We start from the raw sequence: 20,973 nt of genomic DNA on the forward strand, positions 1-20,973 counted from the left end.
AAGAGGCTTCATGGATATAGATATACTATATTCTGAATATAAACCACTTTTATTTTCAATTGGTTATCATATGTTGGGCTCTATCGAGGACTCTGAGGATTTAGTACAGGATACCTTTGTTGCCGTTCACAAACTGAGTAAAACTTCAGACGAAGAACCGAATAATATAAAAGCTTTTTTATGTAAAGTAATGACAAATAGATGTTTGGACTTATTAAAATCTTCAAGAAAGAAAAGAGAAGTTTATATAGGCCCTTGGTTACCTGAACCAATTCTTCAATGGAAATATGAAGGCATACAAGAAGATCCAGCGGAAAAAGTCATTTTAGATGAAACAATTTCCTATGCACTATTAGTACTACTGGAACAACTAAATCCTGTTGAAAGAGCAGTGTTTCTTCTGCGAGAGGTCTTTGAATTTGATTATAAAAATATTGCAGATATTTTAAGTAAGTCAGAAATGAATTGCCGAAAAATCTTTAGTAGAGTAAAAGAAAAAATTCAAGCTGATCATCAAACTTCGAATGCAAATATTGGAGAAGATTCGTTATTGGCAAAACGTTTTATCGAGGCTGTTGGAACTGGAAATATAGAAGTTTTGATCGCACTGTTAACAGATGACATTGTTCTTATATCTGATGGTGGTGGCAAAGTCAAAGCAGCTATGCGTCCTCTATCTACCAAGAAGCATGTTATCGCATTCTTAACAGGTTTAGCGAAGAAGGAAGCAGACTCTTATGAAGTCAAACTTGTCATGGTAAATGGCCAAATTGGAGTACTAGTTGATGGCAAAGAACCAACAATTATTTGCTTTGAAAGAGTAGGAGATTGCTATAAGAGTATTTACCTAATTAGAAACCCGGATAAAGTAAGAGTAAAGTAACTAATTCGAACAAATAGATTACTTATATAATGATTTTCTTACTATTTAATAAAGTCTTACAATAGTTATTTAAAACCATAAGCCGCTATAGCGGCTTTTTTTGTTGGAAAAGGCGTGGACAAAACTATGAAGAATGTATTGGACACAATTTGAATATAGTTTAATTAATTCTCAAAATTTACAAGAATTGAGTTTCTAATTTTAATAGGTTTTTTTATTAGGAGGTCAAGGATGATTGTATTTAATCAGGTGAATAAGTTTTACGGAGATTTTCAAGTCCTAAAAGATATTAATCTAACAATCAACAAAGGTGAGGTAGTTGTCATCATTGGTCCTTCCGGGTCTGGGAAGAGTACATTATTACGATGCATCAATCATCTGGAAACCATCTCAGAAGGAACACTCACCGTAAATGGAATTTCAGTAGGGGATAAAAAAACAGATATCAATAAGCTTAGGCGAAATATTGGTATGGTTTTTCAGCACTTTTATTTATATCCCCATAAAACTGTTCTTGAAAATATTACGCTAGCTCCAATGAAAGTTTTGGGTCAATCCGAAAAAGAAGCTAAGGAAACAGCAAGTCGTTATCTCAATAAGGTAGGTATTTTAGAAAAGGCTGAATCTTATCCTTCCCAGCTATCTGGAGGCCAACAACAACGTGTTGCAATTGCACGCGGACTTGCCATGAAACCAGATATCATGCTGTTTGATGAACCAACTTCGGCACTTGATCCCGAAATGATTGGTGAGGTCCTTGATGTGATGAAAACCCTCGCTAGAGAAGGCATGACGATGGTGGTAGTAACCCATGAAATGGGCTTTGCCAAAGAGGTTGCTGACCGCATTGTGTTTATTGATGAAGGACGAATATTGGAAGAAGCAACTCCGGCTGAATTTTATGCGAATCCACGTGAAGAACGGGCCCGCTTATTTCTCAGCCGTATATTAAATCATTAATAGGAGGAAAAGGACATGTTTAAAACAAAAAATTTCATGAAAATTGCGTTAGTATCAGTTATGGCGGCCAGTTTCCTTGCTGGTTGCGGCGGGGACAAGGACTCTAAAGGAAACAGCAAGGATGTATTTGCCCAAATTAAAGAAGATAAAAAAATCGTGTTTGGTGTAAAGCATGACACTCGTTTGTTTGGGTTGAAAAATCCATCAACAGGTGATGTAGAAGGGTTTGATATCGACCTTTCAAAAGCATTAACAGAAGAAATGTTTGGCGATGATGTTAAGCCAGAGTACATAGAGGTTACTTCTAAAACGAGGGTTGGCCTTTTAAATAATGGTAAGGTTGATGCAGTAGTTGCAACAATGACAATCAATGAAGAACGTAAAAAAGAAGTAGATTTTACTGATGTCTATTTTGATGCAGGGCAATCATTGCTTGTGAAAAAAGGAAGCAAAGTTAAAAGTATTGAAGACTTAAAAAAAGGAACGAAGGTGCTTGCTGTTAAAGGATCAACATCTGCAATCAATATTCGCGAGAAGGCCCCTGAAACAACAGTACTTGAATTCGAAAACTATGCCGAAGCCTTTACAGCCTTAAAGTCTGGGAAGGGTGATGCTCTCACGACTGATGACTCAATTCTTTATGGTATGGCAGAAGAAGATCCTTCCTTTGAATTAGTAGGTGGAACATTCACTGAAGAGCCTTATGGAATAGCTGTTAAAAAAGGCAATAAAGAGCTTGTTGAAGAGTTAAATAAAGCATTAAAAAGCTTGAAGGACTCAGGAAAGTACGATGAAATAAAGGATAAGTGGATTAAAAACTAATTATTACTATCGGGATTCTCGTCAGGATGTGCAGCAGTTCGAGGTCAAGCTTACGGACCTGCTCATCCTGATTAATTAGGAGGAGATCGTTTGCTTGATTTCTCGATACTAACGAATTATACTGATTTATTTTTAGAAGGTTTAAAGATAACCATCATTGCTAGTTTAATTGCATTAATATGTAGTTTTATTTTAGGCACACTTATTGCTGTAATGAGAATTGCCCCATTTAAGCTACTTAATTGGGTCGGCACGGCATATGTAGAATTTATTCGTAATATACCTGTACTGGTTATCGTGTTTTTTACTTTCTTAGTTGGGGATTTTGGAGGGATGATGGCAGGAACAATTGGATTGACCATCTACACAGCAGCATTTATTGCTGAGGCCATTCGTGCTGGAATTTTGTCTGTTCCAAAAGGGCAAATGGAAGCTGCCCGATCAACCGGACTGACGTACGGTCAGGCAATGAGAATGATTATTCTACCACAGGCGATTAAAATCGTGATCCCACCCCTAGGTAATCAATTTATCAATTTAGTTAAAAATTCTTCATTATTAGCAGTTGTAGCAGGCGGAGATTTAATGTATCAAGGTGATCTCATATCTGCAATGACATATGCTACCTTTGATACCTATATTTTTGTTGGGTTATTTTATTTAATGATAACGATTCCTTTAAGTTTAGGCGTTAACTTTTTAGAAAAACGCATGGCTAGAAGTAATTAAGGAGGTGCATAGATGGATTTTTTTGCGCCGTTCATAGAAGTATATACAGCTGACCATTTAAGATTTCTTCTTGAAGGATTTTGGGTTACGCTAAAGGTTGCTGCAATTTCAATTGTACTTAGTTTCATTATCGGCGGTATTGTAGGTACTCTTCGATATGCGAAAATTCCGGTTGTATCTCAATTGCTGGCCATGATTGTCGAGACCATTCGTAATCTTCCTTTATTACTAATTATATTTTTTACTTATTTTGCACTTCCTGAAATCGGAATCGAAATGGAAATCACAGCTGCAGCAATTGCAGCATTGACGGTTTTTGAATCAGCTATGATTTCAGAAATCATTCGCAGTGGCTTAAACTCAATCGAAAAAGGACAGATTGAAGCCAGCCGTGCTTCGGGACTAAATTATATTCAGACATTACGTTATATCATAATGCCCCAAGCGCTAAGAAGAATGGTACCGCCTATTGTGAGTCAGTTTATCTCATTACTGAAAGATACATCACTTGCTGTCGTGATTGCGTTACCTGATGTACTACATAACGGTCAAATTATATATGCTCAAAAAGGATCATATGTAGTGCCAGTATTGATTATGGTGTCGTTAATGTATTTCATCGTTAACTATGCATTGTCAATGATAGCGAGAAGATTAGAATTAAAACAGATATAAAAAATTCAACTTATATAACCCTATAGAGTAGACACATATAAAGGTCTATTTTATAGGGTACTTTTATGGATAGTACAACAAAGCTCGGTTCAACCTACCATTTAAATAGTTTGGCCACGAATAGTTAGGCTGTAATAAAAAGTACAATTACTGAGAAAGCATATGATCTAAGTAGGCCTTTATAGCTTCAATATCTCCAGATATATTTTCTTCTCTTAATTCATCTTTTCTCAATTTATCTAGTGATTTCTCAAGTATATTTTGTGCTTCGGATTGTGGTATTACCACTACACCGTCAGCATCACCAACTATGATATCCCCAGGACTAACCGATGTGCCACCACAAGAAATTGGTATATTAATTTCACCAACTCCAGCTTTTCCACTAGCCGCAACAGTTGTTCCTCTAGAGAATACTGGAAAGTTTAATTTTTTAATTCCAATGATATCACGAATAACACCATCTACAACGATTGTACTAACGCCAAGTGTCTGGGCCATGCCAACTACAAAGTCACCTGCGATTGCTCGGTATTGATCACCTTTAGCATCGATTACGATTACATCTCCAGCCTTGGCTTCTCTTATAGCTCTCAATACAGCTAAATTATCACCTACTGGAATCTGAACTGTTAAAGCTCTACCAACAAACTTATGCTCTTCTTTTAAAGGTTTAATTGCTGGATGCATATTATTTAATCCATTCATTACATCTGAAATACAGGTTGTAGGGATATGATTAAATTGTTTAATAATAGATTTCATATGATTCTCCTTATATAGGTTTCTTGATAGAATTATATAAATTTATGGTTTAGATGAGTAATACATATAAGTTATTGAATGTCATAAAAAAATATTATTGGGTTATAGATCAACCTCATTATTTGTTCGTAAAAAAGCAACAACAAACTTACATGAGCAAGTATAGAAGGTTTGAAAATATAATAATGTTTAATAAAAAAATTGGTCACTCATTTTGAAAAAGAGTAACCAATTTTTATATTATGTTTATAGAGGTAATTCAAATTGTTTGGAATATAGTTGTTCATATACCCCGCCATTTGTTAATAACTCATCGTGGGTTCCTTGTTCAGCAATACCTTCATCCGTTAAAACGATAATCCGTCCTGCATTACGAATAGTGGAGAGTCGATGGGCGATCACAATCGTGGTACGTCCTTTTGCTAGTGATTCTAGTGACTCCTTAATAAAGTTTTCACTCTCGTTATCAAGTGCACTTGTTGCCTCATCTAAAATGAGAACTGGTGGGTTTTTTAAGAATACGCGTGCAATACTTAGTCGTTGTTTTTGACCTCCAGAAAGTTTAACGCCTCGTTGTCCTATCTCAGAGTGGTAGCCATTTGGCAAGCTCATAATAAAGTCATGTGCATAAGCATGTTTTGCTGCAGTTATAATTTCTGCTTCACTGGCAGCTGGATTTCCATAACGGATATTTTCTAACACTGTGCCAGCAAATAAATAAACATCTTGCTGAACAATACCGATTGCTTTTCTTAATGACAGCAGGTCAATATCACGAATATTGATACCATCTAAAAGTAAATCGCCGTCAGTTGCATCGTAAAAACGAGGAATTAGTGAGCATAATGTTGTTTTTCCTGCCCCAGATGCCCCTACTAATGCAATGTATTCACCAGGCTGAACATGAAGTGAAATATTTACTAATACATTGTCCAAATCATCCTCATACTGGAAAGAAACTTTCTTGAACTCAATTTCTCCTTGCACTTCCCCTAAAATCACCGGATTTGGACTGTTTTCAATCTCAGGCTTTAGATTCATGATTTCCATAAATCGTTGGAAACCAGTAATACCTTCTTGAAACTGTGTACTCATATGAGTTAGGCGCTGAATGGGTTCAATCATAAAGTTGATATACAGTAAAAACGTAATCAAGTCTGCTAAATCTAACTCGTTATTGACGATTTTGGCACTACCGAAGATGATCACTGTAATGGTAATTAGTTGGAGTAATGTTTCAACTCCATTGTAAAAGTAGGCTTCTGCCTTGTAAGTTTCCTTTCGACTATCGAGGAAACGATTATTCTCTCTATTAAACTTGTTGATCTCTACATTTTCATTGGCAAATGATTTTACGACACGGATTCCTGATAGACTATCTTCTACCTGAGAGTTTACATCCCCAATTCGTTCTTTGTTTCTTCTTAATGCCCGATTTAAAACCTTATTAAAATACAATGTAAAGGCTCCTAAGAAAGGCAAAAAGCAGAATACTGCAATGGTTAAAGGTGCGTTAATAAAAAACAAAATGACAAATGCCCCAATAAAGCGGACGAGATATTTGACGTAGTCTTCTGGTCCATGGTGGTACAACTCGGAAAGAAGCAGCAGATCATTCGTTATTCTAGACATGAGCTGGCCAGTCTTTTCTTTATCGTAAAAGCTAAAAGAAAGCTTTTGCATATGAGTAAATAACTCACTGCGCATATCACGTTCCATTCGTGCGCCGACTTCATGACCTTTGTAATCCACAAAGAAATTACCTAGATTCTGAATCGTGACTAGGACAAGCATTAGCCCTCCAATCCAGTAAACGTCACTTAGTGCACTGGAAATGTCACCAACCAAAACATCTTTTGTAATATATCGAACGAGCAGTGGAAAAATCAAAGTCAACGTAGATACGAAAAAGGCACAGACTAATATGGAAAGATACAAACTTAAGTACGGTTTATAATATGAGAAAAATTTTTTAAATGGAAAATGCATAAAATACCCCTTTATTGTGTTTTTTACATTAACACATATATGGGGGCACACCGTTTACAGTTTAGGAAAGTGTTCCACCCTTATATGTTTGTACGGTTTGTCTCACAATATTTCTCATGTTATTTCCTCCTTTTTCATTATTACTCTCATTTTATACACATTACCAAAAAGAGAGAACTGTAAATCATCAGTCAATGTAAGGACTGTATTGTACAATTAGACGAATAATATTTCTGCGCTTCCAAAAAATGATATAGAACCTTAGAAAAGGAGCGTAATAGAATGTTTTTTAAAGATAAAAATACAGAGATTGAATCAGAAGAAGAATATCCACCTAATATTTTTGAATTTTTACCGCCCATAGGTACGATATTAGGGAAAGCTACCGAAGAAGAAATAGAAAAATCAATAAAATTCGAAGCGAAGCATTATTCTTTTATGAGACTTATGGAAATGAATGTAACAATTAACTCTTACAAAGAACTGTTAGACGATTTTTATGAATTTGAATATCAATCATTAAACTTTTGGACAAATGTTGCCAAAAGAATAGATGTACCAACTGAATGGGTTATTCGAATTGACCAAGCAAACGGAGATATATATTCGATGCAAGAATTCCCTTTTGAAAAAATTGAAGAAGATTAAAAAACAAACCCTGTTTCTTATCTAAGATCAGGGTTTGTTTTTTATATTATTAAGTAGCTTTTCTATGAAGAAACTCTAGTTATCGTATAAAAAGTAGAGGGAAAGTTTGTTGAACCTAGAATTGTATACATTATAAAATAATTTAAATGGAAAGATGAATTTGAAATAATGTTGTTCCTAGGGAGTATGAAATGATTAATAAAATGAAGAAATGGGCTAAGAAAATAAAGCAGCAAATATTCGTTCTTTACTTTGCGTGTAAAGATGAAAGAGTACCAGTGTATGCGAAAATATTTACTGCTTGTGTGGTTGCGTATGCATTCAGTCCGATAGATTTAATTCCGGATTTTATTCCTATTCTTGGTTACTTAGACGATGTAATTCTTATTCCAATAGGGATTATACTTGCAGTAAAGATGATACCGAAGAATGTGCTGGTGGAATGTGAAGCGAAGGCATCGGAAATGATGCAAAAAGGTAAGCCAAAGAATTGGTTTGTCGGTGCAGTCATCGTATTGATTTGGATTTTACTTGTCATTTGGGCCGTTTTTAAAATGTATCATTTATTTATCTAGTGCTTTTCTTTTGATAAGAAAAGCAGTCGATTCGTTAAGAAAATGTAAGGAAAATAATAGTCAACGATAGAAATGTAAATATTTAAAAAATGTAGGGGGACATGATGAAACCGATATTAAATCAAGTTGGGACCATTTTTATTCCTGTCAAAAATATTGAGGGAGCAAGTAATTGGTATTGTGAACTATTAGGGTTACCAAAAGAGGGAGAGATATTATATGGTCATTTATATATCCTTCCAATGAATGGTACAGGAATTGTATTAGACAGTAAGATTTTTTCAGAGGAAAATGTAATAAAAACACCACTTTTTCACTTTAATACGGACAACATTGAAAGTGCATATGAGTATATGAAAAGTATGAATGTACATTTAACAACTGCCATTGAGAATAACCATTATTTTAATTTTAAAGATCCTGATGGAAATCATTTAATGGTTTGTAAGTGTTAAATTTGATATGTTTGCTTGGAACATGTTAAATTAAAAAATCGATTCAAAAATAAAACACTTGGACGTAGTCAAATATCCAAGTGTTTTCGTGTCTATCATCACTTTTCATCATTTGTTTGATTTGTTTTTTCTTTAGATAAAAACCAACCACCTAAAGCAATTAAAAGCATTACTGACCAAAAAATTGTATTCCATATTGGTCCCTCTACAAAATCATGAGAAAGTATGTGTACTGCAGGGTGTGCTAGAGTATGCATAACTAATTTAACCCCAACCCAGCCAACTAATAACATTGCGGCTGTTTCAAGTTTAGGTCGTTTCGTTAATATCTTAACAAAAAAGCCGGCTGCAAATCGAATAACAATTAAGCCTGCAATTGCACCAATAATAATGACGATAAATTTAGCTCCATCCATACCACCAATTTCACCCATTTGAGTATCAGGCAAATCAATAACAAGTGCAACTGCTGCTAAAATAGAATCGATTGCGAATGCGATATCTGCTAATGAAATTTGAGCAATTGTCATTCTATAGCTTTTTCCTTTTTGGTCTTTTCCATCATCATGTTTTTTGAATAAATGTTTTAAAGCAATAAAGATTAAATAAGCTGCTCCGATTGCTTGAACTTGCCAAACGTGAAATAGAAACGAAATAATAAAGATAGCACCGATTCTAAATATAAACGCTAAAAGCAACCCGATATTAATGGCCTTTTTTTGCTGCTCTTCAGGAAGATGCTTAGCCATTACTGCTAAAACTAAAGCATTATCTGCAGATAACAATCCTTCTAACAGGATTAATATTAGTAAAACCCAACCATACTCCAATAATAAAGACAGTTCCATATGTTCCTCCTAACCATTTGAACTTTTTATTTAAATGTACAATTATTTATTACTCCTTCCCCAATATAATCCCATAATAAATCTTTCCTTATCCAACTTTAGTTTTCAGAAGCAATTTTTATTTATAGAAACTCGGGGACTCAGAAAATAATGAGTTTGATTCGAGGCAGTTCTTTTGTTGGTGAGGCGTTGTTGAGTAAAAAGAAGATAAAAACTCCTATAATAAATTATATTCAATTTAAATTAATTATTATTCTATAATTTAGTTTGAATAAGTCATGTTTTCGTTTCCATCGTCATTATAAGTTGTATTGAAAGACATCTCAATGACGCACTTACCGTTGTAATCAACTTTTGTTTAAAAGTTAAAATCCAATAGGTTACAATCTTTTAGATAAGACCTCTTTCAAAAGAAATGAAAATATGCTCTTGAACATTTACTTTTTATTGAAAAAAGCTTTATAGTGATACTATATTAGTCGGAATCATAGGAGAGTTTATGGAAAATCAAGAGTATTTATTAAATCAATTAAAAGAAATTGAAAAGTGGGAAAAAGATCAAAAGAATTTATTTTTTTGGGAGAAAATAGGTAGAATTCCATTTATGATTTTAGATAAGATTACACCAAAATTTATTCACGATAAAATCGGTAATATCTTAGATGAGCTTTCTAAATATGTAAATGCTGGTGGACAATATTTAGTTAGCGTACCGTCTACACTTACTAAAATGAGTAAAGAGCTTTCCTTGGAAGGATTATCGGAATTAGAAAATGTGAACATGTTATCCATTGAACAGATGGATAAAGCGGCGAGTGCATTCGTTTTAAGTCGGAAGCAATTTGCAAAAGTACAAGGAGCGACTACGGGTTTTGGTGGAATCTTCACACTTGCAATTGATGTCCCGATTTTATTAGGGCTCACTTTAAAAACACTTCAAGAAATTGCAATTTCATATGGATATGATCCGAATGATCAGGAAGAGAGAATTTTCATTATTAAATGTCTTCAATTTACATCCTCTGATATTGTTGGAAAGAGAGCAATATTAGAAGAATTAACAAATGTCGAAGGGAAAAAGGCTTTTTCTCAAATTGAGGGATGGAGAGAAGTGTTTTTTACTTATCGTGATAATATGGGATGGAAGAAGCTATTTCAAATGGTTCCAATTGCTGGTTTAGTATTTGGAGCATATGTAAATAAGCAGGCAATAGAAGATGTTGGTGAAGTAGGAAGAATGTTATATAAAAAGAGAAAAATTATGGAAAGAATGAAAGACATAAAAAGATGAATCCAAACTAGGATTCATCTTTTTTATCTTTAATCAAACGTTTGTTTAGTTTTTAAATTTTGTAGGGAATTGCTTGATAATGCCTTCTGAAAGTACATCAGACAATTTATAAATGTGATTAATACCATGATCGAAAGCTCTCACATTTGCTTCCCAATCCATTTTTAGTCTTGTAATTAATTCTTCAGTGACCATTTTTAAATGAGTATACAATAAATCCTTTAATACTTTATTATTCCAATTCGGATTTGCTTTACTTAAAAAATTAGCAATATCGTCTGCATTTTTAAACCATTCAGCATTTAAGCTATTTAATGTATTCATATCATTTTTCTTTCCAGCTTCAACGATTTTACCTGCTATTAATATATGATCAGTTAGTAACTTTGCAAGCTGATCTCCTGCTGCAACTCCATAATAAGGTTTAATTGCATTGCCGATATCTTTTTGATTTTGTAATAATCTTGCTAATACTTTATCTTGATCCGGTGATCCGGAAACGGCACTAGTGATGTATTTACTTGTCCAAATAACATGATCTGCCCAAAGTTTACGCATATCTTCTTTAAGCTGAACAGCTGACTTGCTCATACATTTTGTTTGAACGCGAGAATCAGTTTCTGCGTAAGATTTTAACGGTGTTAGTATTAATGAAAAACATAAAAACATAGCTGCCATTTTTAAGAACTGTTTTTTCACTTTGTTCTCTCCTTTTAAATAAAATTCTATAAAGCTCAAATATTATTTTGGATTTTTTTAGTAATTTCATTCATAATTAAAATTATATAAATTTTCTTAATAATCGAACGGAATTTTATTGGGAGTACACATGAATGGAAAAGAAGCCGAAAAGAATTCATATTATAGGTGCGGTTGGTAGTGGAAAGACAACTTTAGCAAAAAATATATCAAAAATACTATCAATTCCTCATCACGAATTGGATAACATAGTTTGGAAAAGGACAAGTAATGGAGATGTAAGAAATAGTATGGACGATCGTGATGCTATTTTTCAGAATATCATTGGTCAAGATGATTGGGTTGTTGAAGGGGTACATTATGAATGGGTAAAAAAGAGTTTTGAACGAGCAGATATGATTTTACTTTTAGATGTTGCTAAAAAGAAAAGGAAATATAGAATTCTCAAACGATTTATCTTACAAAAATTAAATATAGAGAAAGCGAATTATAAGCCGACATTAAAGATGTTAGGTAAAATGTTTAAGTGGAACCATAATTTTGAACTCATGTATAAACCAGATATTTTACAGATACTTAAGCAGTATAATCATAAGGTGTATTTAATAAAAGACAATAAAGACATAGAGAAACTATTTCACAAATAAACAAAAGATGAACGCAAAAAAAAGCAAAAAGAGGTTTTCTTTTTGCTTTTTTAACTGAATTGCCGTAAGTGTGTCAACTAGTCTCTAAAAACCGAAATTTTCGATTCCTTCAATATTTTGGGTAGCTGTTCCAGTGAGCTCTGCTTCAAACAAATCTATAATTTGTAAAAATCTTTCAGCTTCTCTAAACACATGGTCTGCTAAAAGTGGATGTATAATACTCTTTATTTTACATGCTTCGATTAAATCACGAGCGGATTTTTTAAAGTCTCTAAGAGACTTTACAGAGACACGATTTTCATCAAGTAATTTATCGATTAGTGGAACAGTTTCAGATTGGGGCTGCATTGCTTCTAAATCGACTGCTTGGAATAGCAATTGATCAAAATCATGGCTAAAATCTCGTGCTTGTTCAACTAGTTTTCTTTCTGAAGGATCTAAAAGATGTCCTATAAATTTTGCATGATCAGCCATAATTCTAAGGAAGAATACGTTCTCCCTAATAATGGCTGCCGGCTGAGGTTTTAGTTTACCTTCATTTAATTCCTTTAAACGATTTGCGAAGTATGCAGCTTCTCTACTTGTGTGGTCTACTAGCAGAGGGAAATTATTACCCGATATTTTGCACTGAATAATTAGCCCCAGTATTTTTCGCTTAAAGGCCCATATCATTGATGCTGAATTATGAACTTCTATATTAAATTGTTGTATTTGTTTTGGATCTGATTGAATGGTAAAATTTTGAGCCTTTGTTTCAATTGCCTCAAATAATTTATAAAATTGATCGGCTTCATGTATGAGTTCGGTATCATCACAATTAAATCCAAGCTTAAGAAATAATGAGTGCTCTTTCATAATTCTTGACCAAAAAAGAATTTCATCTAATGAACGAGAAACAAAAAGGTTGGACATGACTTCACCCCAATTAATTATTTACACCCTACATTTATAGTTATTTTAATTAGGACCTGAACATTACAAATCATAATAATAAAAAAAACAATCATACTAAATTCATAAAACATTTTACTTGATTTATTATCAGTTTAATATTAAACTGATATCAAGATCGATCTTAGAGGTGGTAAATATGCAAGAGAATCATGAATTTTCTTCAAATAAATCCAAAAATTTAGCTATATTATTATGGTTTCGATTAGCACGGTTTTATCTTAAAAACGTTAGAGAATCTAATCAACACTTAAAAAAATGGGACTTAACGACTGCTCAATTTGATGTCATCGTACATGTTGGCAGAAATAAGAGAATTACACAGCAAGAATTAGCAGATAAATTAGTTGTAACAAAGGGAAATGTAACTCATTTGTTGAAAAAGATGGAAGAGATGAACTGGATTCAAAGAGAAGTTGAATGGAAGAATAAATATCTTTCTTTAACTGAACTTGGTGAAAAAATGTATGAAGAAATCGTTCCGACGCAAGAACAATTTCAACAAAACCAATTCAGTAAACTTACCGAAGATGAACAAAAACAATTACTTAACTTATTAAGAAAACTAAATAAATGATAACAATGTAGAAAGGGAGAGGGAAAATGGAAAAAATGAAAGGTATACACCATATAACTGCTATTGTTGGCGATCCACAAGAAAACATGGATTTCTATGCAGGGATTTTAGGATTACGTTTTGTAAAGAAAACAATTAACTTTGATGATCCGGGAACATATCATTTTTACTTTGGAAACGAAGATGCAGATCCAGGAACGATTATGACGTTTTTTCCCTGGGCAAACGCATATAAAGGTAAAGTAGGAAGCGGTCAAGTAGGGATTACTACATTTTTGATTCCAACAAATTCATTAGATTTTTGGGAAAATCGCTTAAAAGCTTTTCAAATTGAAACGAAAAAAACAACAAGATTTGGTGAAACTTTTCTACAGTTCGAGGATGTTCACGGATTACATTTAGAGCTAGTTGAAAGAGAAACAGGTGCAGTGAATACATGGGAATTTAACGGTGTAACAAAAGATGTAGCAATCAAAGGTTTTGGCGGAGTTGTTTTATATTCCGGTGCTCCACATAAAACAGCGGAGTTATTAGAAGATGTGATGGAATTAGAAAGCTTAGGCCAAGAAGGAAATTACTTGCGTTTTATAGCAAGTGGCGAAATCGGTAATATCATAGATATCGAGCTTGCCCCTGTTGGAAGAGGTGTGATGGGTGTTGGGACAGTACACCATATCGCTTGGCGTGCAAGTAATGATGAAGAACACGTAAATTGGCAGCATAAGATTCATGATCATCATTATGGCGTAACTGAAATTAAAGATAGAAATTATTTTCATGCAATTTATTTCCGTGAGCATGGCGGACTATTATTCGAAATAGCAACTGATCCTCCAGGCTTTATGATTGATGAACCGAAAGAAAGCTTAGGTGAAAAACTAATGCTTCCTAAATGGCAGGAAGTGAACCGTGAAGGCATCGAAAATCATTTGCAACCAGTCAAAATCAGAGAAGTGAAAGGAGAAAATTAAATGAAACATATATATATTAAAGGGACGAATCCAAGTAAACCAACTTTCCTATTACTACATGGAACTGGAGGAAATGAACATGACCTGCTTCCAATTGCTGGTATGATTGATGATGAAGCTTCTATTCTATCAGTTAGAGGAAATGTTAGTGAAAATGGTATGCCAAGATTTTTTAAACGATTAGCTGAAGGGGTATTTGACGAGGAGGATTTAGTATTCCGTACAAAAGAGTTAAAAGAATTTATCGATCACGCTTCAACTGAATATGATTTTAATCCGAACCATGTCATTGCGATTGGTTACTCAAATGGAGCTAATATTGCTGGTAGCTTACTATTCCATTATGAGGACGTATTAAAAGGTGCTATGTTGTTACACCCGATGGTACCAATTAGAAATTTAGATTTACCACAAATGAAGAATGTTTCAGTCTTTATTGGTGCAGGAAAAAATGACCCAATCTGTCTACCTCAAGAAACTGAAGAGTTAGCTTCTTTATTACAGGGTGCAGGTGCTATAGTAGAAACACATTGGGAAAATAATGGTCATAGCTTAACAAGAACTGAAATCGAAAAAGCAACAGAATGGTATGAAAAAAACTTTTAAGAGGTGGACTCATGAAATCTTTTTCTCCAACGGATTTGAGTGAACGTGATAATTACAAGTTTTTAATTGGTGGAATTGTTCCAAGACCGATTGCTTTTGTCACAACAGAATCAAGTGAAGGGATCTTAAATGGTGCACCTTTCAGTTATTTTAACATCATAACGGCTAATCCACCTATGATATCTATTTCTGTACAACGACAGGAAGGGAAACAGAAGGATACAGCAAGAAATGCCATAGAAAAAAACGAATTTGTTGTTCATATTGTCGATGAATTAAATGTTGAAGCAATCAATAAAACAGCTGCCGCATTACCTCCTAATGAAAGTGAAATTCAATTAGCTGGGTTAACGCCAGTTGATAGTGTAAAAGTATCAGTGCCAGGTGTCAAAGAAGCAAAAATTCGCTTAGAATGCAAACTAGAACAAGCAATTCCTTTAGGCACGAACAATGAAGGCTGTGATTTATTAATTGGCAAAATTGTACATTATCATATCGATGAAGCTATTTACGAAAATGGACGGATTGATCCAAATGGTTTAAAAGCGGTCAGTCGTTTAGCTGGAGATTATTATGCTAAGATTGGTGAAATTTTTACAATTGAACGACCAAAGTAACGTTAGAACATGAAACCTTATCTCATTAGATAGGGTTTTATTTTTGTGTAAAAAATAATACATTTAACACTGTGTTCATTGATCTTGCGTTAGCAATCTATGTTAAGTAGTACAAAGTTAATGTAGCCCAAAAAAAATGTAAAAAAAAATGAACGATTTGCAGAAGCTAAACGTATAACCTATGTAATCAATTTAAATATGAATCATCTATTGCTTTGAGGAAGGAGGAAGGAATGGATTCTTTCGAAGAATTAGAAGTCATTAAACTCGCCCAAGAAGGTAATCAAGAAGCATTTGCAGAGCTGTTTCAAGCAAACTATTCCTTTTTATATAAATATGTATTAAAAATGACACTTAATCCACAAACCGCTGAGGACCTCGTGCAGGATACGATGCTAAAGGGTTTCGATCATATTCAAAAGTATAACGCTCAGTCTAAGTTCTCAACCTGGTTAATTACAATTGCCACGAGACTATATTTAGATCAGCAAAGAAGAAAAAAGCGCGAGTGGTTTTGGCAAAAAACTGAAACTGAGCATTTATCCCGTTCATTAAAATGGCAGCTTTCCTATAAAGGTTTTGAATGGGGTGATGTAATGGAAGGATTTAATAAATTGAAATCTGAAGTACGTACTGCAATTTTATTAAAGCACTACTACGGATACACAAATGAAGAAATCTCTAAAATGATGAACATCCGCGAAGGTACGGTTAAATCAAGAATTCATAATGGTATGAAGGAATTAAGAAAGGAGCTAATGCAGGATGAATAAAAAAACAGATGAACTATTATCGTCAATGAAGCAAATTGATGAATTAACAGAAGTTGATATCCCATCGTTAAATTCCATTTCGCAAAAAATTACTATGCACCAGCAACAAAAACGGTCGTCTTATATGAAGGAGTTAATTTTGTTTATATGTGTAGCTTGCAGTCTTTTTATCGGAGCAATCCTTCTTTCACTTCAAACACCGATGAATTTAATATTCATACAAGTGCTTGGGTTTATAGCCATCCCATTAATTTTTATGAGAGATAAAAAGAAAATCGAAAGCGAGTGGTAGTCAGTGGAATGGACAGTTGAAAATATCATTATATTGGTTTTAGTTTTTATTATTTTAATATCACAAAGCATCATATTGTTTACAAATGCTAAAAAAAGAAATCGTTCTTCTTGGCTTTGGGGACTTGTTGGAATGATTCAGTTTCCTTTTCCTAGTATTTTCTTCTACTTTTTAGTTGTTAGAAAGGATCGGAAAGCAAATAGAAAATAAAAATGAAATGGAAGGAAAGAGAGGGGCTAAACATGGAGAGTAGGCCAAGGTTAAATACACAAAGAACTCCTTTGCAAAATTGGATTAATATTATCTCAGTTTTCATTATTGGGGGATCGGCAATTTATTTACTAGTTAATTATGCGAAATTACCAGATCAAATCCCGATACACTTTAACTATATTGGAGAAGTAGATTATCGGGGACCGAAAGAAAGCATCTTCATACTTTTAGGAATTAGTATTTTAATTTATGTACTGAATACAAGAACTCAACGAATACCACATAAGTTTAATTATATTGTAGAAATTACGAAAGAAAATGCAGAAAAACAATATCAAATGGCTGTAAGAATGATGTCAATAATGAATTTAGAGATTATGATCATCATTGCGTATATCAATTGGGTAATTGTTGAAAATATAAAATTGAATTCATATTTCATGATATTATTTTTAATCATTTTGTTCAGCACGTTCATCATATATTTGGTGAATTCAAGAAAATATCGATAGATACGATCAATAGTATACCAACCTTATTTGGAAGATTTCTTAATAAGGTTGGTAATTTTTTTGAAATTTGTGTTTGACAGTCTAGTGTATTAACTGTATAGTACACGTATAAGGTGTATGAACCAAGTAGTACACACACTAAAAAACAGTAAGATGAATATAGGAGGTGGACTGATGGAGTTTATTGTGAATAATAGAGAGCCAGTATATTTACAGGTAGTTAGGCATTTTAAACAACAAATTGCAAAAAGACTACTAGAAGCTGGCCAAGAAATACCATCAAGAAGAGAACTCGCTGTTCAATTTAATATAAATCCAAATACTGTACAAAAAGCGTACAAGGAAATGGAGGAACAAGGATTGATAACGACTGAAAAAAATTACCCAAGTAAAATAACGACAGATGTTGACATATTAAAGGGAATACGAAATGAGTTAATTATGGAAGCAGTTAATGAGTTTATCGATTCTATTAAAGTTATTAATGTCCCAGTTGAGGAATTACTTGAAATGGTTAAGAAAAATTATGAATTGAAGCAGACTAATCATGAGGAAGGAGAGTCTAAATGATAAAAGTAAGTAATGTATCTAAAAAATTCGGACGAAAACATGTTCTAAGAAATATCAATTTTACAGCTAATAAAGGCGAAATAACATGTTTAATTGGAATAAATGGAGTAGGTAAGTCTACAACGATGAAAGCAATTATGGGCTTAACACCAATTGATCAAGGTGAAATTCTAATAGATGAAAAAAAGATTCATCATTCGATGTATGAAAATATTACATTTATCCCTGATACTTTAACGATGCTACCAAGTTTTACAGTTGGCGAAGCAATCCAATTCATGCAGGACTTTTACGTAAATTGGAATCAAGAACGTGCAAAAGAATTACTTGGATTTTTCCGATTAAATTTAGATGAAAAATTAGGTGAGTTATCAAAAGGGAATGCAGCAAAAGCAAATTTATTATTTGGTCTTGGGTTAGACGTAGATTATGTTCTAATGGATGAACCATTCTCAGGTATTGATATGTTTAGTAGAGAGCAAATTGCCAAAGTATTCACGAGTCATTTAATAGAAGATCGTGGTGTTATTATTACAACTCATGAAATTAATGATATTGAACACTTATTAGATAAAGTCATCTTATTGGATAATGGAGAAATCTTAAAAGAATTTTATACAGAAGAATTACGATCGGAAGAAGGAAAGTCAGTGATTGACGTAATGAGAGAGGTGTATCAATCATGAATCGATTTATCAAATTAGTAAATTTTGAAATAAACCGTTTTATCAAATTATTTATTGGATTACTAGTTTTAACTGCAATTTCACAGTTTGTTAGTATTTTCATTTCAAAATCAGATTACTTAAATCAAGCAGAACATGCAAAATATGCTAGTTCAAGCAAAGCGTTAGAAGAATTTATTTCTTCATATGGCACTATTAGTTTTCATCATGTGACAAATAACATTTTCTTCGTAGCACCTATAGCGATTTGTGTGGCGTTAATGCTCCTTTATATTTTTATGATTTGGTATAGAGATTATTTTGGTAAAAACACATTTATTTATCGACTATTTATGGTACCAACGTCAAGAATGACAATCTATTTTGCAAAAGCAAGCACAATTCTAATCATGATATTAAGCTTAATAGCTTACCAATTTATTTTACTTCCAATTGAAATAACTGTATTTGAAAATAGTGTCCCTAGTGAATTATTAAGTAAGGTTAGTACAGTAGATTTAATCCTAAATAATATGTTGTTTACAACAGTATTACCTAGTAACTTTATTCAATTTTTACTATCGTATGGTGTCGGTTTAGTATTAATATTTGCGATTTTCACAGTAATTTTATTAGAGCGTAGCTTTAGATGGAAAGGCATTGTGTTAGGAATTTTATATGCGGCATTCATAGTGATTGTTCTTATATCACCTATCCTAATCAACGAGCTAATTTTAATGCCTAATAATGGCTTTTCACTTTATCCAAAAGAAGTATTTTATATTGAGTTAGGTTTAATCGGTTTGATCACAGCAATTTCAATCATGTTAAGTAAATACTTACTACAGAATAAAGTTTCGGTGTAAGGGGGAGTAAAAATGAAACGATATCGAAATCTGGCTGTTATTGCAGCCGTAACAACAATCAGCCTTGGCGTGTTTTATACAAAGGTTGCAACATCAGAAAGTAATCGTCCTGTTTTCTATATTAGTACAGAACAAGGGGAAACGAGCGCTGCAAACAATTTAGAGCTTCAAGGTAACCTATATGAAAATAATGTTAATGAAACTGTAACCATTACAACAAAAGGTAATGAATACAAAAATAATAACTCAATATTTGATGAAATTAATCGCAAAACATTTAGTCTAGATAAACTAAATAATTTACAAAATGAAGAGAAAAATTTTATGCGCGGGAAAATCAATGAGTCTAATTTCTATTTAGATAAAGATTATGCTTGGTATGCAGATGTAAGAGGAAAGAATTTAAACTTTGAGGCGAGAAATAATGGTTACAAATTATATATAGATGGTTTAGATCTGCAAAGTAAGGACCGCTTTAAGTTTAAAGTAGATATTCCTAATGAAGAGGAGTATTCATATATAGGGATAGAAGATGTTCAATTAGTCGGTAAAGAATTAGTGGTCACTACATTTCAAAACAAGAACTATGGTGAAAATGAACGTTACATTTATCGAATTAGCATAAATAAAAAACAAGTGATTGATAATAAACAGATTACGAAAGACAAAGATGAAGGAGCTACTATTCATACAGAATATAATAACCCATCTGAAATAGATACAACAAAACCAAAAAAGTATTATGTTTATAAACAAATAAAAATGAAAGACATTCATCAAGATAACGGAGAAGTCATAAGTGAAGAACTTCAGAATGCAATGCACATAATGAATTTAGAAACAGGTAAGGAAGAGAAGCTTAATTTAACTAAAGAACAGTTGGAAATGAGCAAGCAAAGTGAATTATTTCAAAGTGATAATATGCTTTACTTTATCAACCATAATGATCCAAACGTAACAGTGATTAAATATAGCTTAGAACGCAAAAAAATTGAAGGTGAGCCGACTGTTATTTCAAAAGAAAGTGGAGTCTCTTTTTCTGGTAATAAAATAATCGATGGCAAGTTGTATACGATTACGAATAGAGAAATTGGCGATCAGACAACAAATGATGATCGTTCAATATTTATCATTGATTTAACTACAGGAAAAACAATCTATGAAGGTGCAATTAAAGTTAAAAATACACAAGAAAATAAAGAGCAGCTTCTAAAAAAGCTAGACTTATATGAATTTAAACTGCGCTAGTAGACTAACCTAGTTCCGTAATGGACTAGGTTAGTTTTTTTTATTTGCTTTCATAACAAAAGTAGCATATAAATAAAAGTAATGAAGGAATGTACGTTCTAGTTTAAAAGGTTTGTAGTTTACATT

27 protein-coding genes are annotated in these 20,973 nt (G+C 33.0%); 22 read left to right on the forward strand and 5 right to left on the reverse strand.

From position 1 onward, the window contains the following. The first annotated feature begins 10 nt into the window (after positions 1 to 10). The 5 genes from sigJ to ACX6U0_RS19295 all read left to right on the forward strand — a co-directional run bounded on the left by sigJ (position 11) and on the right by ACX6U0_RS19295 (position 4,069). Entirely contained in the window at positions 11 to 883 is an 873-nt protein-coding gene (gene sigJ, locus ACX6U0_RS19275; protein ID WP_464961480.1) for an RNA polymerase sigma factor SigJ, read from the forward strand. Between the two features lie 231 nt (positions 884 to 1,114). Beyond that, complete coding sequence (locus tag ACX6U0_RS19280) at positions 1,115 to 1,843, forward strand: amino acid ABC transporter ATP-binding protein (protein ID WP_464961481.1); 729 nt, start codon at positions 1,115 to 1,117, stop codon at positions 1,841 to 1,843. Between the two features lie 15 nt (positions 1,844 to 1,858). Further along, a complete protein-coding gene (locus ACX6U0_RS19285) occupies positions 1,859 to 2,665 on the forward strand; it encodes a transporter substrate-binding domain-containing protein (RefSeq protein ID WP_464961482.1) in 807 nt (268 codons plus the stop codon). Positions 2,666 to 2,755: 90 nt separating this feature from the next. Then, on the forward strand, positions 2,756 to 3,394 hold the full coding sequence (locus tag ACX6U0_RS19290) for an amino acid ABC transporter permease (RefSeq protein WP_464961483.1): 639 nt from the start codon (positions 2,756 to 2,758) through the stop codon (positions 3,392 to 3,394). Between the two features lie 12 nt (positions 3,395 to 3,406). Further along, complete coding sequence (locus ACX6U0_RS19295; protein WP_464961484.1) at positions 3,407 to 4,069, forward strand: amino acid ABC transporter permease; 663 nt, start codon at positions 3,407 to 3,409, stop codon at positions 4,067 to 4,069. Between the two features lie 147 nt (positions 4,070 to 4,216). On the opposite strand, the gene ACX6U0_RS19300 is transcribed toward ACX6U0_RS19295, so the two are convergent. Together ACX6U0_RS19300 and ACX6U0_RS19305 are read right to left on the reverse strand one after the other, a co-directional pair. After that, positions 4,217 to 4,834, reverse strand: coding sequence for an RraA family protein (locus tag ACX6U0_RS19300; RefSeq protein WP_464961485.1), 618 nt, complete (start codon positions 4,832 to 4,834; stop codon positions 4,217 to 4,219). Between the two features lie 246 nt (positions 4,835 to 5,080). After that, a complete protein-coding gene (locus tag ACX6U0_RS19305; protein WP_464961486.1) occupies positions 5,081 to 6,823 on the reverse strand; it encodes an ABC transporter ATP-binding protein in 1,743 nt (580 codons plus the stop codon). A 282-nt stretch (positions 6,824 to 7,105) separates the two neighbouring features. Here ACX6U0_RS19305 and ACX6U0_RS19310 point away from each other — a divergent pair, with 282 nt between their 5' ends. From ACX6U0_RS19310 to ACX6U0_RS19320, 3 genes are all read left to right on the forward strand, one after another. Then, a complete protein-coding gene (locus tag ACX6U0_RS19310; RefSeq protein ID WP_464961487.1) occupies positions 7,106 to 7,471 on the forward strand; it encodes a hypothetical protein in 366 nt (121 codons plus the stop codon). Between the two features lie 191 nt (positions 7,472 to 7,662). Then, positions 7,663 to 8,046: a YkvA family protein gene (locus tag ACX6U0_RS19315; protein ID WP_464961488.1), complete on the forward strand. Its 384-nt coding sequence runs from the start codon at positions 7,663 to 7,665 to the stop codon at positions 8,044 to 8,046. A 101-nt stretch (positions 8,047 to 8,147) separates the two neighbouring features. Further along, positions 8,148 to 8,501, forward strand: a complete 354-nt coding sequence (locus ACX6U0_RS19320) for a VOC family protein (protein ID WP_464961489.1) — start codon at positions 8,148 to 8,150, stop codon at positions 8,499 to 8,501. Between the two features lie 98 nt (positions 8,502 to 8,599). On the opposite strand, the gene ACX6U0_RS19325 is transcribed toward ACX6U0_RS19320, so the two are convergent. Beyond that, complete coding sequence (locus ACX6U0_RS19325) at positions 8,600 to 9,349, reverse strand: TerC family protein (RefSeq protein ID WP_464961490.1); 750 nt, start codon at positions 9,347 to 9,349, stop codon at positions 8,600 to 8,602. A gap of 499 nt (positions 9,350 to 9,848) precedes the next feature. Here ACX6U0_RS19325 and ACX6U0_RS19330 point away from each other — a divergent pair, with 499 nt between their 5' ends. Continuing rightward, a complete protein-coding gene (locus ACX6U0_RS19330; RefSeq protein WP_464961491.1) occupies positions 9,849 to 10,640 on the forward strand; it encodes an EcsC family protein in 792 nt (263 codons plus the stop codon). A gap of 45 nt (positions 10,641 to 10,685) precedes the next feature. On the opposite strand, the gene ACX6U0_RS19335 is transcribed toward ACX6U0_RS19330, so the two are convergent. Then, the gene (locus ACX6U0_RS19335) at positions 10,686 to 11,339 is read right to left on the reverse strand and encodes a glycosyltransferase (protein WP_464961492.1); all 654 of its coding nucleotides are present in this window, start codon (positions 11,337 to 11,339) and stop codon (positions 10,686 to 10,688) included. Between the two features lie 134 nt (positions 11,340 to 11,473). On the opposite strand from ACX6U0_RS19335, the gene ACX6U0_RS19340 reads away from it, so the two are divergent. After that, the gene (locus ACX6U0_RS19340) at positions 11,474 to 11,986 is read left to right on the forward strand and encodes an AAA family ATPase (RefSeq protein WP_464961493.1); all 513 of its coding nucleotides are present in this window, start codon (positions 11,474 to 11,476) and stop codon (positions 11,984 to 11,986) included. A gap of 84 nt (positions 11,987 to 12,070) precedes the next feature. On the opposite strand, the gene ACX6U0_RS19345 is transcribed toward ACX6U0_RS19340, so the two are convergent. Beyond that, positions 12,071 to 12,898 carry a DUF2935 domain-containing protein gene (locus tag ACX6U0_RS19345; RefSeq protein WP_464961494.1) on the reverse strand — a complete coding sequence of 276 codons (828 nt, stop codon included), beginning with the start codon at positions 12,896 to 12,898 and terminating at the stop codon, positions 12,071 to 12,073. 178 nt (positions 12,899 to 13,076) lie between these two features. On the opposite strand from ACX6U0_RS19345, the gene ACX6U0_RS19350 reads away from it, so the two are divergent. From ACX6U0_RS19350 to ACX6U0_RS19405, 12 genes are all read left to right on the forward strand, one after another. Next, the gene (locus ACX6U0_RS19350) at positions 13,077 to 13,514 is read left to right on the forward strand and encodes a MarR family winged helix-turn-helix transcriptional regulator (protein WP_464961495.1); all 438 of its coding nucleotides are present in this window, start codon (positions 13,077 to 13,079) and stop codon (positions 13,512 to 13,514) included. A gap of 26 nt (positions 13,515 to 13,540) precedes the next feature. After that, positions 13,541 to 14,485 carry a ring-cleaving dioxygenase gene (locus ACX6U0_RS19355; RefSeq protein ID WP_464961496.1) on the forward strand — a complete coding sequence of 315 codons (945 nt, stop codon included), beginning with the start codon at positions 13,541 to 13,543 and terminating at the stop codon, positions 14,483 to 14,485. Next, positions 14,486 to 15,091, forward strand: coding sequence for an alpha/beta hydrolase (locus tag ACX6U0_RS19360; protein ID WP_464961497.1), 606 nt, complete (start codon positions 14,486 to 14,488; stop codon positions 15,089 to 15,091). Between the two features lie 11 nt (positions 15,092 to 15,102). Then, a complete protein-coding gene (locus tag ACX6U0_RS19365; protein ID WP_464961498.1) occupies positions 15,103 to 15,708 on the forward strand; it encodes a flavin reductase family protein in 606 nt (201 codons plus the stop codon). A gap of 233 nt (positions 15,709 to 15,941) precedes the next feature. Further along, on the forward strand, positions 15,942 to 16,481 hold the full coding sequence (gene sigY, locus ACX6U0_RS19370; protein WP_464961499.1) for an RNA polymerase sigma factor SigY: 540 nt from the start codon (positions 15,942 to 15,944) through the stop codon (positions 16,479 to 16,481). Then, positions 16,474 to 16,773, forward strand: coding sequence for a YxlC family protein (locus tag ACX6U0_RS19375; protein WP_464961500.1), 300 nt, complete (start codon positions 16,474 to 16,476; stop codon positions 16,771 to 16,773). Before sigY ends, ACX6U0_RS19375 begins: the two co-directional genes overlap by 8 nt. Before the next feature lie 3 nt (positions 16,774 to 16,776). Continuing rightward, positions 16,777 to 16,983 carry a transcriptional regulator gene (locus ACX6U0_RS19380; RefSeq protein ID WP_464961501.1) on the forward strand — a complete coding sequence of 69 codons (207 nt, stop codon included), beginning with the start codon at positions 16,777 to 16,779 and terminating at the stop codon, positions 16,981 to 16,983. A 32-nt stretch (positions 16,984 to 17,015) separates the two neighbouring features. Beyond that, the gene (locus tag ACX6U0_RS19385; RefSeq protein ID WP_464961502.1) at positions 17,016 to 17,498 is read left to right on the forward strand and encodes a DUF1648 domain-containing protein; all 483 of its coding nucleotides are present in this window, start codon (positions 17,016 to 17,018) and stop codon (positions 17,496 to 17,498) included. A gap of 174 nt (positions 17,499 to 17,672) precedes the next feature. Beyond that, positions 17,673 to 18,068, forward strand: coding sequence for a GntR family transcriptional regulator (locus ACX6U0_RS19390; RefSeq protein ID WP_464961503.1), 396 nt, complete (start codon positions 17,673 to 17,675; stop codon positions 18,066 to 18,068). Beyond that, positions 18,065 to 18,754, forward strand: coding sequence for an ABC transporter ATP-binding protein (locus ACX6U0_RS19395; RefSeq protein ID WP_192603330.1), 690 nt, complete (start codon positions 18,065 to 18,067; stop codon positions 18,752 to 18,754). Before ACX6U0_RS19390 ends, ACX6U0_RS19395 begins: the two co-directional genes overlap by 4 nt. Further along, positions 18,751 to 19,599, forward strand: a complete 849-nt coding sequence (locus ACX6U0_RS19400; protein WP_464961504.1) for a hypothetical protein — start codon at positions 18,751 to 18,753, stop codon at positions 19,597 to 19,599. The genes ACX6U0_RS19395 and ACX6U0_RS19400 overlap by 4 nt, the downstream gene beginning before the upstream one ends. Positions 19,600 to 19,611: 12 nt before the next feature. Then, positions 19,612 to 20,847, forward strand: coding sequence for a hypothetical protein (locus ACX6U0_RS19405; protein WP_464961505.1), 1,236 nt, complete (start codon positions 19,612 to 19,614; stop codon positions 20,845 to 20,847). The last annotated feature ends 126 nt before the right edge of the window (positions 20,848 to 20,973 follow it).

This window comes from Gottfriedia sp. ABJ_BB2_2, assembly GCF_055484705.1.

Bases quoted from the DNA above. Each gene is read 5' to 3' on its own strand.
- ACX6U0_RS19385 (WP_464961502.1), top strand. From the start codon at position 17,016: ATGGAGAGTAGGCCAAGGTTAAATACACAAAGAACTCCTTTGCAAAAT.
- sigJ (WP_464961480.1), top strand. From the start codon at position 11: ATGGATATAGATATACTATATTCTGAATATAAACCACTTTTATTTTCA.
- ACX6U0_RS19325 (WP_464961490.1), bottom strand. From the start codon at position 9,349: ATGGAACTGTCTTTATTATTGGAGTATGGTTGGGTTTTACTAATATTA.
- ACX6U0_RS19320 (WP_464961489.1), top strand. From the start codon at position 8,148: ATGATGAAACCGATATTAAATCAAGTTGGGACCATTTTTATTCCTGTC.
- ACX6U0_RS19280 (WP_464961481.1), top strand. From the start codon at position 1,115: ATGATTGTATTTAATCAGGTGAATAAGTTTTACGGAGATTTTCAAGTC.
- sigY (WP_464961499.1), top strand. From the start codon at position 15,942: ATGGATTCTTTCGAAGAATTAGAAGTCATTAAACTCGCCCAAGAAGGT.
- ACX6U0_RS19390 (WP_464961503.1), top strand. From the start codon at position 17,673: ATGGAGTTTATTGTGAATAATAGAGAGCCAGTATATTTACAGGTAGTT.
- ACX6U0_RS19285 (WP_464961482.1), top strand. From the start codon at position 1,859: ATGTTTAAAACAAAAAATTTCATGAAAATTGCGTTAGTATCAGTTATG.
- ACX6U0_RS19375 (WP_464961500.1), top strand. From the start codon at position 16,474: ATGAATAAAAAAACAGATGAACTATTATCGTCAATGAAGCAAATTGAT.
- ACX6U0_RS19345 (WP_464961494.1), bottom strand. From the start codon at position 12,898: ATGTCCAACCTTTTTGTTTCTCGTTCATTAGATGAAATTCTTTTTTGG.
- ACX6U0_RS19330 (WP_464961491.1), top strand. From the start codon at position 9,849: ATGGAAAATCAAGAGTATTTATTAAATCAATTAAAAGAAATTGAAAAG.
- ACX6U0_RS19355 (WP_464961496.1), top strand. From the start codon at position 13,541: ATGGAAAAAATGAAAGGTATACACCATATAACTGCTATTGTTGGCGAT.
- ACX6U0_RS19295 (WP_464961484.1), top strand. From the start codon at position 3,407: ATGGATTTTTTTGCGCCGTTCATAGAAGTATATACAGCTGACCATTTA.
- ACX6U0_RS19395 (WP_192603330.1), top strand. From the start codon at position 18,065: ATGATAAAAGTAAGTAATGTATCTAAAAAATTCGGACGAAAACATGTT.
- ACX6U0_RS19300 (WP_464961485.1), bottom strand. From the start codon at position 4,834: ATGAAATCTATTATTAAACAATTTAATCATATCCCTACAACCTGTATT.
- ACX6U0_RS19340 (WP_464961493.1), top strand. From the start codon at position 11,474: ATGGAAAAGAAGCCGAAAAGAATTCATATTATAGGTGCGGTTGGTAGT.
- ACX6U0_RS19305 (WP_464961486.1), bottom strand. From the start codon at position 6,823: ATGCATTTTCCATTTAAAAAATTTTTCTCATATTATAAACCGTACTTA.
- ACX6U0_RS19365 (WP_464961498.1), top strand. From the start codon at position 15,103: ATGAAATCTTTTTCTCCAACGGATTTGAGTGAACGTGATAATTACAAG.
- ACX6U0_RS19350 (WP_464961495.1), top strand. From the start codon at position 13,077: ATGCAAGAGAATCATGAATTTTCTTCAAATAAATCCAAAAATTTAGCT.
- ACX6U0_RS19310 (WP_464961487.1), top strand. From the start codon at position 7,106: ATGTTTTTTAAAGATAAAAATACAGAGATTGAATCAGAAGAAGAATAT.
- ACX6U0_RS19400 (WP_464961504.1), top strand. From the start codon at position 18,751: ATGAATCGATTTATCAAATTAGTAAATTTTGAAATAAACCGTTTTATC.
- ACX6U0_RS19405 (WP_464961505.1), top strand. From the start codon at position 19,612: ATGAAACGATATCGAAATCTGGCTGTTATTGCAGCCGTAACAACAATC.
- ACX6U0_RS19315 (WP_464961488.1), top strand. From the start codon at position 7,663: ATGATTAATAAAATGAAGAAATGGGCTAAGAAAATAAAGCAGCAAATA.
- ACX6U0_RS19360 (WP_464961497.1), top strand. From the start codon at position 14,486: ATGAAACATATATATATTAAAGGGACGAATCCAAGTAAACCAACTTTC.